Source organism: Arthrobacter sp. NA-172 (assembly GCF_043952055.1).
Lineage (GTDB): Bacteria > Actinomycetota > Actinomycetes > Actinomycetales > Micrococcaceae > Arthrobacter.
Window position 1 is genome coordinate 184,121 of sequence record NZ_JBINOT010000002.1, and the last position, 11,108, is coordinate 195,228.

Consider the following 11,108-nt stretch of genomic DNA (forward strand, 5'->3'; position numbering starts at 1 on the left):
TAGGCCAGCAGGCACCTCGCAACGAACAGTTACGCATGACCCTGGCCCCAAGCTTGACCGCGGAGTATCTGTGTGCTGCCGGGCGACTGCCAAGGGAGCCACGACGCTGTGGCAGGGGCCTCTGGGCGGTAGCCCGGTTCCCCTGTGCCGTAGCGCTGACTACTTGGTAATGCCAGCTTCCGGCCCGGATCCGGGAGCGCTGCTGGCGGTGGTTTCGGTGGACGCGGAGCCGGCATCCGGCGTGACGCCGGCATGGGACTCCTCGGCCGTATCCGATGGCTCAGCAGTATGGCCCAGATCGCTTTGGTTATGTCGGAGATTACCACGAGCACCACTATCCGAGACAGATCCGTCCGTATCATGGTCCGTACGATCAGTCACAAACGTGCGGTTGGTGTCATCGTCCGCAGCATCGGAGGCCTCTCCGTCCGCGACCGCGGAGGCCGGCTCGCGGCCGGCGAGGTAGGCGGTATCCGGCTCGGGCCTGCCGCGCACGCTCAGGATGATGAAGATGACAAGGGCTGCGACGAAGACGAAGATGCTGGTCCATACGTTCAGCCGTGTGGTGATGCCGAAGAGGTTGATCTGCTCGGCATCGTCAATCCGCAACGCTTCGATCCACACGCGACCGAGGGTGTAGTAGATGGCGTAGAGCCAGAAAAGCCGGCCACGCCGGAAATGGAAGCGGCGATCCAGGACAAGGAGGATCGCGACCCCGATGAGGTTCCAGAGGGATTCGTAGAGGAATGTCGGATGGAACAGGGTATTGCTCGGCATTCCGGCAGGGAAGTTCGGGCTATTGGGATCGATCTGCAGGCCCCAGGGCAACGTGGTGGGGCCGCCAAAGAGTTCCTGGCTGAAACCAGTTGCCCCAGCGCCCGATTGCTTGGGCAAGGAGAAGACCGGGCGCCGCGGCGTCGAGGAAAGCAGTGAGCTTGACGCCGGAACGGCGGCAGCCCAACCACGCACCGAAGACGCCGAGCACCACGGCACCCCAGATGCCGAGGCCACCGCGCCAGATCTGCGGTATCAGGGAGAGATCGCCGGTGCCGTTGAAACCCGGGCCGAAGTACGCGTCCGGCGAAGAGACCACGTGGTAAAGACGGCCGCCCACGATGCCGAAGGGAATCGCCCAGATGGCGATGTCCCACAGGCTGCCTTCAGGCGTGCCACGGCGCTTCCAGCGAACGGCTGTGAGCCAAAGGCCCAGGATGATCCCGAGCAGAATGCACAGCGCGTATGCGTGGATGCGGAGGCTCCCCCACGGTAGCGGAATGTCGAAACCGGACCATGAGGGGCTCGGAATGCTCATGGGAGCCATTGCCGCGGCGTGGAGGAGACTCTGCATTGTCTACGCTTTTCCTTTTCTAGGCCTGCGCTGTTGCCCGGCCGAGGCCGGCGCTGAGGTTCTTGGTGAGTTGCCCGACGGCGTCAACTCCGCCGTCGCGGATGGCGGCGACCAACGCGGTACCCACGATCACACCGTCGGCGTATGCCGCAATCTCGCGCACGTGGTCCGCGTTGGAGACTCCGAGCCCGACGCAGACCCGCTCGGCACCGGCCGCATGCGTTTCGGCCACGACCCTTTCCGCGCTGCTGCTGACAGACTGCCGCGTTCCGGTGACGCCCATGATGGACACGGCGTAAACGAATCCGCGGCTTGCCGCCACGGTCATGGCCAGGCGCTCGGGGGTGGATGACGGCGCCACGAGGAAGATCCTGTCCAGCCCATACTTGTCCGAGGCCGCGAACCACTCGGCAGCTTCGTCTGGAATGAGGTCCGGGGTGATGAGCCCGGCTCCCCCGGCCTCGGCGAGCCTGCGCGAGAACTCGTCCACACCCATCCGCATGACAGGGTTCCAGTAGGTCATGACCAGCACGGCCGCGTCGGTTGCAGCGGTAATGCCGGCCACAACGTCGAAGACGCTGGCTACGTGGAAACCGTTGGCGATCGCCTCTGTGGTGGCGGCTTGGATGACCGGTCCATCCATGACGGGGTCCGAATACGGGATGCCGATTTCGATGAGGTCCGCGCCATTGCGGGCCATCGCGATGCCGGCGTCGATGCTTGATTGGACGTCCGGGTAGCCCGCGGGCAGGTAGCCGATCAGCGCGACGCGGCCTTGGGCCTTGGCGCGGTCGATGGCGGCCGCGGACTTGCTCGGGAACTGTTCAGACATCAGTTCTGGCCTCCGTTTGCGGCTTCAGGGCTTGCTTCGTCAGGGCTTGCTTCGTCAGGGCTTGCTTCTTCAGGGCTTGCTTCTTCAGGGCTTGCTTCTTCGGGGACGATCTCAAGGTTATTGCGCTCCGCTGGACCCTTGGGCTTGCGCGTCGAGAGCGTGGTGCCCTTGACGTGCCCGTCTTCATCCAGCATGTTGAACCATTCGGCTGCTGTTTCCACGTCCTTGTCACCGCGGCCGGACAGGTTCACGATGATGATCGTGTCGGCCGGGTTTTCCTTGCCTTCGGTGAGCTGCTTGCCCACCTTGATGGCACCCGCGAGGGCATGCGAGGACTCGATGGCGGGGATGATGCCTTCGGTCCTGCACAGCAAACGGAACGCATCCATCGCTTCGGTGTCCGTGATGGGCTCGTACGTGACGCGGCCGATGTCCGCGAGGTAGGAGTGCTCAGGACCGACGCTCGGGTAGTCCAGCCCCGCGGAAATCGAGTGCGACTCAATGGTCTGCCCGTCCTCGTCCTGCATGAGGTAGGACCGGGCGCCGTGCAGCACGCCGGGGCGGCCGAGCGAGATGGCGGCCGCGTGACGTCCGGTTTCGACGCCGTCGCCACCGGCTTCAAAGCCGTAGATCTTCACCGATGCGTCGTCCAGGAAGCTGTGGAAGATGCCGATCGCGTTGGAGCCGCCACCGATGCAGGCACAGACGGCGTCAGGAAGCTTGCCGGTCTGATCCAGGATCTGGGCACGTGCTTCCTCGCCGATGACCTCGTGGAAGAAGCGGACCATGGCCGGGAACGGGTGGGCCCCGGCCGCGGTGCCAAGCAGGTAGTGGGTGTTGTCGACATTGGACACCCAGTCGCGGAGGGCGTCGTTGATGGCGTCCTTGAGCGTCTGCGAACCGTTGGTCACGGGAACCACCGTGGCGCCCAGGAGCTGCATCCGGGCCACGTTGAGGGCCTGGCGGCGGCAGTCCTCAGCGCCCATGTAGACGACGCATTCCAGCCCGAGCAGCGCTGCAGCAGTCGCGCTCGCGACACCGTGCTGGCCGGCGCCGGTCTCGGCGATGACGCGGGTCTTGCCCATTCGCTTCGCCAGCAACGCCTGGCCCAGGACGTTGTTGATCTTGTGGGATCCGGTGTGGTTCAAGTCTTCGCGCTTGAGGAAAATACGTGCCCCGCCAGCGTGGCCTGAGAAACGCTTGGCCTCCGTGAGCAGCGACGGACGGCCGGAGTAGTTCTTGTTCAGGTCCTTCAACTGGGCAAGGAACTCCGGATCGGCCTTGGCCTTCTCGAACGTGTCCTGGACTTCATCCAGTGCGGCGATGAGCGACTCGGGCATCCAGCGTCCGCCGTAGGAGCCGAAGTACGGCCCCGCGGCGTTGCGCAGAGAGGCTCTGCCTTGCAGGAATGCGTCAGCCGCACTCTGATCCGAGTTGCCTGTCGGTGCGTCCACCATCAGTCTCACCGTCCTGTTCAGTTGGTAGTTGAGTTTTTCCGGGAGCCGCAGGACAGCAGCTAACGGGGCTTGTCCGCCGCTGACCTGGGCACTCGCCGTCGATCAGGCCTGTATCAGGTCCTGACGGCGATGGCGGCCGCTCCGGCCGCCTTGAATTCGCTGATTCGCTCCCGCGGGGTTGAGTCGCTCACTAGTGCCTCGCCCACGAGGATCGCGTGGGCGCCGTTCCCTGCATAGTGAGCGACGTCGTCGGCGTTCCGCACGCCGGACTCGGCCACAACGATTGCGCCGGCCGGAATGCTTCCGGCGAGGGAGGCAAACAGCGAACGGTCGACGTCGAGCGTCTTGAGGTTGCGCACGTTCACGCCGATGATCCGGGCCTGGGCCGTAGCCGCACGCTCGATTTCCTCGGGTGTGTGCGTTTCCACCAGGACGTTCATGCCGAGCTCATGGCTCAACGCACTGTATTCCTGCAACTGTGCATCGGAAAGCGCCGCGACGATCAAGAGGATAAGGTCCGCACCATGGGCACGGGCTTCCCAAATCTGGTATTCGTCGACCGTAAAGTCCTTGCGCAGCAACGGGATGTCGACGGCGGCCCGGACAGCGTCCAGATCGGCCAGCGAGCCACTGAAGCGACGCTGTTCCGTGAGCACGCTGATTACGGAAGCGCCGCCGTCGGCGTATTGCATGGCAAGTGCCGCAGGATCCAGGATGCTTGCGAGATCGCCTTTCGAGGGGCTGCGGCGCTTGATTTCCGCGATGACCTTCAGATCGTCCCGGCTGCCTGACGGACCGCCCAAGGCAGCCCATGCGTCAAGCGCGGGCGCAGTGTCTGCAGCGCGCACCTTCAGCTCGTCAAGGGTTACAAGGCGGCGGCGGGCCTCCATGTCCTCCCTGACACCGACGATGATGTCATCAAGAACCGTCACAGTCAGTGGCCGGCGTTCTTCAGCTTGCTGCCGCCGACGCCGTAGCCAGCCTTGCGCATGGCCCAACCTGCAATCAGGCCGGCCACCATGATGACGATGCCGGCGATGAAGATGGGAGTGCTGGCGATCACAAAGGCGATGGAGGACACGAGGGCCCCAACCAGCATGACAATCACGCAGGTCCACGCGGCCGGGCTGTTGCCGTGGCCGATGGCGTCGCTGTGGCTCGCGGCGGTCACAGGGGCCTTGCTCGCGGACACTGTGGTTTTGCTCATGTGAAAATCTCCTCAGGATGAATACTGCTTACATTCTGCCATTTATTGATGGTGCCCGGCACATCGTCCAGCGTCCGGACAGCCGCGCCTTACGTGGGGTCTTCTCCGCGGGAGAGGCTGTCCCAGCCATCGATCTCGTCAACGGGTCCGGAACCCGCCTGGGCCGCCCGGCTGGCGACGTCGTACTTGGTGCGCGCCTTCCAATACCGGCCCGCGGGCGGAAGCAGGCCACCGCACAAGGCGAGCAGGACGGCGGCAACGACGGCCAGTACCGGGAACACGGTGGACGACGCTGCCGCCTGCCCACCCGAAATGCCGGTTGTCGCCGCGATGGTGCCTTGCGCCGCTCCGAGCGGATCGGCCAGAACCGTAACTGCGGCAATGACAATGCCGGCCGAGGCGAGCACAATGATCGCTGCAATGATCCAGCGCGAAACCTTGCCGGCGATGGACGACGCCAACCCCCCGGCCAAGGCCACGAGCGCCAGCGCAGTCACGGCAGTGGCCGCTTTGCTGCCCTGCACGTGGAGATCGGCGTTTGCCGCCGCCGCAGGGTCGAGCCGCACGTCGATCCAGCTCTGCGTCGTGGTGCCGAAAACAGCCAGCGCGAGCACTGCCATGGCGAGCACCACATTGCCTTTGCGCGCCCACACGGGAGGCTTGGGGGTTGGCGTCTGAGGGCCTGCAGCGCTCACGGAGTGGGGTTCCCGTCGTCGAAAATATTTGTAGTACCCGCGTCTCCGGAAACCGCCTCCAGCGAAATGTTGTGGAGCGATCCCGCAGTGTGCACGGCACGCAAGGGGGCCGCCGCCTTGTTGACGGTCTCCAGCGCTTCGGACGGCTTGTGGGAATCGGCCACAATTCCGCCGCCGGCCTGGACATAGGCCCGGCCTTCGCGCAACAACGCCGAACGGATGGCGATCGCCATATCCATGTCGCCTGCGAAGTCGAGGTAGCCCACCACTCCGCCGTAAATCCCACGGCGATGCGGCTCGAGTTCGTCCAGGAGGCGCAAGGCGCGCGGCTTGGGGGCACCCGAAAGAGTGCCCGCAGGGAACGTTGCCTTCAGCACGTCGTAGGCCTTGGCGCCCGGAGCGAGTTCACCGACCACCGTGGACACAAGGTGCATGATGTGGCTGAAGCGTTCGACCTCCATGAACTGGGTAACGTCCACGGTTCCGGCGACGCAGACCTTGGAGAGGTCGTTGCGGGACAGGTCCACGAGCATCAGGTGCTCTGCGCGTTCCTTCTGATCCGCAAGAAGCTCGGTGGCCAGCGCCTTGTCAGCCTCGACTGTCTTGCCGCGCGGCCGCGAACCTGCAATCGGGTGCGTAATGACTTCGTTGCCCGTCACGGTGACCAGGGCTTCAGGGGAAGATCCCACAATCGTGTATTCACGGCCGTCGGGGTCTTCGAGGCTGAAGAGGTACATATACGGGCTCGGGTTGGTGTTGCGCAGCACGCGGTACACATCCAGCGGGTCTGCGGCACACTCCATTTCGAAGCGGCGCGAGATCACCACTTGGAAGACCTCGCCGTCGACGATCGCTTCCTTGCCGCGATCGATGGCGTTTAGGTACTCCTGCTCGTCCCAGCGCTCCTGCACGCTCGACGCGAAGTCGAGGGCTTCGGCCTGCAATACCGATACGGGCTGCCGTACGGGGGTGCTGATCTGGTCCAGCAGTCCCTTCACGCGGGCGACGGCGTCGTGCCAGGCTTCGTCGACGCGCTCGGAACTGTTGTCAAAATTGATGGCGTTGGCAATCAACAGGACCGTGCCGTCCATGTTGTCGTGGACGGCCATGTCGGTGACGAGGTTCAGTGCCATTTCAGGCAGGTGGAGATCGTCGTCCGGCGGGCTCGTCAGCTTCTCCCAGTGCCGCACGGTTTCCCAGCCAAGGAAACCGACCAGGCCCGAGGTGAAGGGAGGCAGGTCCGGGAAGCGGTCGGTTTGCAGGGCCGCAATGGTGTCGCGGACGGCGTCCACCGGACTGCCATCCACCGGCACGCCGACGGGAGGCTCGCCAATCCAGTGGGCCTGGCCGTCCTTGCTGGTCAGCGTGGCCCGGGAACGGGAACCGATGAAGGAGTAGCGGGACCATGCTCCGCCGACTGCGGCCGATTCCAGGAGGAAGGTGCCGGGCTGGCCTTGGGCAAGCTTGCGATAGAGCCCGATGGGGGTTTCGGCGTCGGCCAGTACCCTGAGCCTGACCGGGATGACCCGGCTGTGTGCGGCGAGTTCGCGGAACTCCTCCAGGCCCGGGCTGATGATTCCAAGGTCCTGCATGGTTACTGTTCTCCGACTCTTCTTGTGTTGCCTAAAGTGGATGGTGTGTGGAGGGACTAGTCCCGCTAGCCCGTCACAACCGCTCGCCGGTCACAGCGGCGAGGCTCCGGCCATCGAAGCACGTGCGGGTACCCGTGTGGCAGGCCGCCCCGACCTGGTCGACCCGGACCAGGAGGGCATCGCCGTCGCAGTCCAAGGCCACTGATTTGACGAACTGGACGTGCCCGGAAGTGTCTCCCTTGCGCCAGTATTCCTGGCGGGATCGGGAGAAGAAAGTCACGCGTCCGGTGGTCAAAGTCCGGTGCAACGCTTCGTCGTCCATCCAACCGAGCATCAGCACTTCGTCTGTGTCGAACTGCTGGATGATGGCTGCCACAAGGCCGGCGGAGTCGCGCTTGAGCGCGGCCGCCAGCTCCTGCGGGAGCGGACTTCCGGGTTCGACGACGGTCTCCGCGCCGGAAGCGGCAGAGGGCATGACAGTGGGCCTACTAAGGGGTGTTGACTGCTCAGACATCAGATCAAGTCTAGTGCCTCATATGGGGGCGAAAATCAGCGGCGGTTCCACTGCGCAACAGAGCGCGTCTCGTGCTAGTTTCACAAGTGATGCATTTCGTCGATCCCTCCCGCGAAGTACTGGCCGAAACACTCCTGGCGGCCGGACCTGACTCCCCCACGCTCTGCGAAGGGTGGCTGACAAGGGACCTCGCTGCGCACTTGTACCTGCGTGAACGCAAAGCGGCCGTTGGTATCGGCCTGCTCGTCAAGAGCCTTGCGAGGGCCTCGGACAAAGCCACGGCCAAACTTGCCGCGAAGCTCAACACCACGGAAGAGTACGCCGAGCTGGTGAACACGTTCCGTTCCGGACCGCCCGCTTTGTCTCCGCTGAAGATCAAAGCGCTCGACGAATCTTCCAACCTCATTGAATATTTCGTGCACACGGAAGACATTCGCCGGGCCGGAGACCGTTGGGCACCGCGGGCTTTGGACGAAGAATACTCGGACGCCCTGTGGGACGAATTGATCAAGCGTGCCGCGATTCTGTACCGCGGCGTGGATCTCGGGATTGTCTTGGTGCGGCCCACCGGCCCCCGTCACGTTGCCAAGCGCGCTCCCGTGTCCGTCGCCATCGTGGGCGAACCCGGTGAACTTCTGATGCATGCCCACGGACGCACCCACCACGCCTTGGTCACCTTCGAAGGCCAGCCGGACGCCGTCGCGCTCCTCCAGTCAGCCGAAGTCGGCCTCTGACCTTCGGTCATCCCAACCTTGGCTAGCGGACCAGGAAACCTGCTTCTCGGATGGCGGCCTTGACCTGGGCGATCATGTCGTCCGGACCGAAGTGGAAAACTGAGGCCGCCAGCACGGCGTCGGCGCCTGCTTCTACCGCCGGCGGGAAGTGTGCCGGTGCGCCGGCCCCACCCGAAGCGATGATCGGGATGTGGACAGCTGCCCGGACCAGTCGGATAAGTTCGAGGTCGAATCCGTCTTTGGTCCCGTCAGCGTCAATGGAGTTCAGGAGGATCTCCCCCACCCCGCGATTCGCGGCTTCCTTGGCCCAGGCAATGGCGTCAATTCCGGTTCCCTGGCGGCCGCCGTGGGTGGTTACTTCGAAGCCCGACGACGTCGGGGCGTCGCCCGCGCGCGTCCGCCGCGCATCCACCGACAAGACCAGCACCTGCGATCCGAAGTGACGCGTGATCTCGTCGATCACGTCCGGACGAGCGACGGCGGCCGTGTTGATGGATGCCTTGTCCGCGCCGAAGCGCAGGAGCTTGTCCACTTCGGCTACGCCACGGACTCCGCCACCCACGGTCAACGGGATGAAGACTTCCTCGGCGGTGCGACGAACGACGTCGAACGTGGTTTCCCGGTTTCCGGAAGACGCCGTGACATCGAGGAACGTGAGCTCGTCCGCACCGGCGTTGTCATAACGGTGCGCGAGTTCCACCGGGTCTCCGGCATCGCGAAGCCCTTCGAAGTTGATGCCCTTCACGACCCGGCCGGCGTCGACGTCAAGGCATGGGATGACCCGTACTGCTACAGCCATTGATACTCCTGGATGGTGTCTTGGATCAGATACGGCAGGCGTGGATGCTGCTGACCAGGATGGCACGGGCGCCGAGGTCGTAAAGCTCGTCCATGATCCGGTTGGTTTCCTTTTTCGGAACCATGGAACGGACTGCAACCCAATCGGAGTCCCGCAGCGGAGACACAGTAGGCGATTCAAGCCCTGGGGTGAGCGTCGCGGCCTCTTCCACGAGGTCCTTGCGGATGTCGTAGTCCATGAGCACGTACTGGCGGGCGACCAAGACACCTTGCAGGCGCCGGATGAGCACCTCGATCTCTTTCGCAGTGCCGTTGGCGGCGCCGCCTTCACCCGTGCGGCGAATCAGGACGGCCTCGGACTTGAGGATCGGCTCCCCGAAGATCTCCATACCGGCAGCTTTGAGCGTATTCCCGGTTTCGACGACGTCGGCAATTGCGTCAGCGACGCCGAGGCGCACTGAGGACTCCACGGCACCGTCAAGACGGACCACCTTGGCCGTGACGCCACGCTCGGCGAGGTAATCGCGCAGGAGCCCGTCGTAGCTGGTGGCGAGGCGCTTGCCTTCGAGTTGCTCAAGCCCGGAGAAGTCGCCGACGGGACCCGCAAAGCGGAACGTCGAGGCGGCGAAGCCGAGGGGCAAGAGTTCTTCCGCCTCGACCTGCGCGTCGAGCAGGAGATCGCGGCCGGTGATCCCGACGTCGAGCGTTCCTTGGCCGACATACACGGCGATGTCGCGGGGGCGGAGGAAGAAAAACTCAATGTCGTTGTCCGGATCGATCATGACCAGTTCGCGTGAATCGCGGCGCTGGCGGTATCCCGCCTCGGACAGCATCGCGGAGGCGGCTTCGGACAGGGATCCCTTATTGGGGACGGCTACTCGCAGCATGGGGGGACTTTCTTGGGGAGTGGAAGGGGGTGTTTCAGCACTGTGCTCACAGCACTGTGCTCTCACAACACTGTGCTCTCACAACACGGGGGACACGCTGGCGCTCCGGTATGGACCTTTCAGGTCCAGGCGGAGCTGACGTGGCTAGAGATGCTTGTAAACGTCTTCCAGGCTCAGACCCTTGGCGAGGATCAGGACCTGCAGGTGGTAGAGCAACTGGGAGATTTCCTCGGCCGCGGCCTCATCGGATTCGTACTCTGCAGCCATCCAGACTTCGGCTGCTTCCTCCACGACCTTCTTGCCGATGCCGTGGATTCCGGAGTCCAATTCGGCGACGGTGCGGGAGCCTGCCGGACGGGTGGCCGCCTTTTCGCTCAGTTCTGCGAACAGCGTCTCGAAATTCTTCACGCGCTACAGCCTACTTGTTCTTGGGCGGAGACCGCCTGTCGAGGCATTGAATGACGAAAGGGATGTGAGCGAACGCACAGTGTGCCGGTACGCCCACATCCCTTTCGTCGCTATGAGGTGTACTGCTTGAGTACCAATGCTGTGGCGAGCGCAGCGGTGACCGCTTCGTGTCCCTTGTCCTCTGACGAGCCATCCAGCCCTGCACGGTCAAGTCCCTGCTGCTCGGTATCGCACGTGAGCACTCCGAAGCCCACCGGCACGCCGGTGCGGACGCCGACTTCGGTGAGTCCCGACGTCGCCGCCTGGCACACGTACTCAAAGTGCGGTGTACCGCCGCGGATCACGACGCCGAGGGCGACGACGGCGTCAAAGTGCGGTGCCAGCCGCGCGGCTGCCACCGGGAGCTCGAAGGCTCCCGGGACACGCAGCACGGTGGGCTCGGCTATGCCTGCTTCCTTGGCGGCACGCATGGCTCCGTCCAGGAGACCGTCCATAATCTGGGTGTGCCAGCTGGCCGCCACGATAGCGAGCTTCAGCCGCGAGGTTTCCTCCGGGTTGAGGGTGGTGAGGTCGATGGTGGGGGCGCCGTGTCCGCTCATGGGTGTGTCGTAGTCCGTTCAGTCTTGTTAGGGCAGT

11 protein-coding genes and 2 pseudogenes are annotated in these 11,108 nt (G+C 64.2%); 1 reads left to right on the plus strand and 12 read right to left on the minus strand.

The annotated features are described in order from the left end of the window. Nucleotides 1-159: 159 nt before the first annotated feature. From lgt to hisI, 8 genes and pseudogenes are all read right to left on the minus strand, one after another. Nucleotides 160-1,348 (minus strand): annotated as a pseudogene (lgt, locus tag ACF0H6_RS13225) (prolipoprotein diacylglyceryl transferase). A gap of 19 nt (nucleotides 1,349-1,367) precedes the next feature. After that, entirely contained in the window at nucleotides 1,368-2,180 is an 813-nt protein-coding gene (gene trpA / locus ACF0H6_RS13230) for a tryptophan synthase subunit alpha (RefSeq protein ID WP_395250105.1), read from the minus strand. Nucleotides 2,181-2,359: 179 nt separating this feature from the next. Further along, nucleotides 2,360-3,637: pseudogene (gene trpB / locus ACF0H6_RS13235) on the minus strand (tryptophan synthase subunit beta); the annotation flags it as partial. Between the two features lie 113 nt (nucleotides 3,638-3,750). Next, nucleotides 3,751-4,569: an indole-3-glycerol phosphate synthase TrpC gene (gene trpC / locus ACF0H6_RS13240; RefSeq protein WP_395250106.1), complete on the minus strand. Its 819-nt coding sequence runs from the start codon at nucleotides 4,567-4,569 to the stop codon at nucleotides 3,751-3,753. 2 nt (nucleotides 4,570-4,571) lie between these two features. Then, nucleotides 4,572-4,844, minus strand: a complete 273-nt coding sequence (locus tag ACF0H6_RS13245) for an HGxxPAAW family protein (RefSeq protein ID WP_395250107.1) — start codon at nucleotides 4,842-4,844, stop codon at nucleotides 4,572-4,574. Nucleotides 4,845-4,933: 89 nt separating this feature from the next. Then, entirely contained in the window at nucleotides 4,934-5,464 is a 531-nt protein-coding gene (locus ACF0H6_RS13250) for a Trp biosynthesis-associated membrane protein (protein ID WP_395250173.1), read from the minus strand. 71 nt (nucleotides 5,465-5,535) lie between these two features. Next, nucleotides 5,536-7,131, minus strand: coding sequence for an anthranilate synthase component I (locus ACF0H6_RS13255; RefSeq protein ID WP_395250108.1), 1,596 nt, complete (start codon nucleotides 7,129-7,131; stop codon nucleotides 5,536-5,538). 73 nt (nucleotides 7,132-7,204) lie between these two features. Beyond that, on the minus strand, nucleotides 7,205-7,645 hold the full coding sequence (hisI, locus tag ACF0H6_RS13260; protein WP_395250109.1) for a phosphoribosyl-AMP cyclohydrolase: 441 nt from the start codon (nucleotides 7,643-7,645) through the stop codon (nucleotides 7,205-7,207). An 89-nt stretch (nucleotides 7,646-7,734) separates the two neighbouring features. Here hisI and ACF0H6_RS13265 point away from each other — a divergent pair, with 89 nt between their 5' ends. Next, complete coding sequence (locus tag ACF0H6_RS13265) at nucleotides 7,735-8,379, plus strand: TIGR03085 family metal-binding protein (protein WP_395250174.1); 645 nt, start codon at nucleotides 7,735-7,737, stop codon at nucleotides 8,377-8,379. 22 nt (nucleotides 8,380-8,401) lie between these two features. Here the strand turns inward: ACF0H6_RS13265 and hisF are convergent, their stop codons facing one another. The 4 genes from hisF to ribH form a co-directional block, all read right to left on the minus strand. Further along, entirely contained in the window at nucleotides 8,402-9,178 is a 777-nt protein-coding gene (hisF, locus tag ACF0H6_RS13270) for an imidazole glycerol phosphate synthase subunit HisF (protein WP_395250110.1), read from the minus strand. A gap of 25 nt (nucleotides 9,179-9,203) precedes the next feature. Next, nucleotides 9,204-10,064, minus strand: a complete 861-nt coding sequence (gene hisG / locus ACF0H6_RS13275; RefSeq protein ID WP_395250111.1) for an ATP phosphoribosyltransferase — start codon at nucleotides 10,062-10,064, stop codon at nucleotides 9,204-9,206. 144 nt (nucleotides 10,065-10,208) lie between these two features. Continuing rightward, nucleotides 10,209-10,472 (minus strand): phosphoribosyl-ATP diphosphatase, encoded by a 264-nt coding sequence (locus tag ACF0H6_RS13280; protein ID WP_395250112.1) that lies wholly within the window; start codon nucleotides 10,470-10,472, stop codon nucleotides 10,209-10,211. 110 nt (nucleotides 10,473-10,582) lie between these two features. Then, nucleotides 10,583-11,071 (minus strand): 6,7-dimethyl-8-ribityllumazine synthase, encoded by a 489-nt coding sequence (gene ribH / locus ACF0H6_RS13285; RefSeq protein WP_395250113.1) that lies wholly within the window; start codon nucleotides 11,069-11,071, stop codon nucleotides 10,583-10,585. Nucleotides 11,072-11,108: the final 37 nt, after the last annotated feature.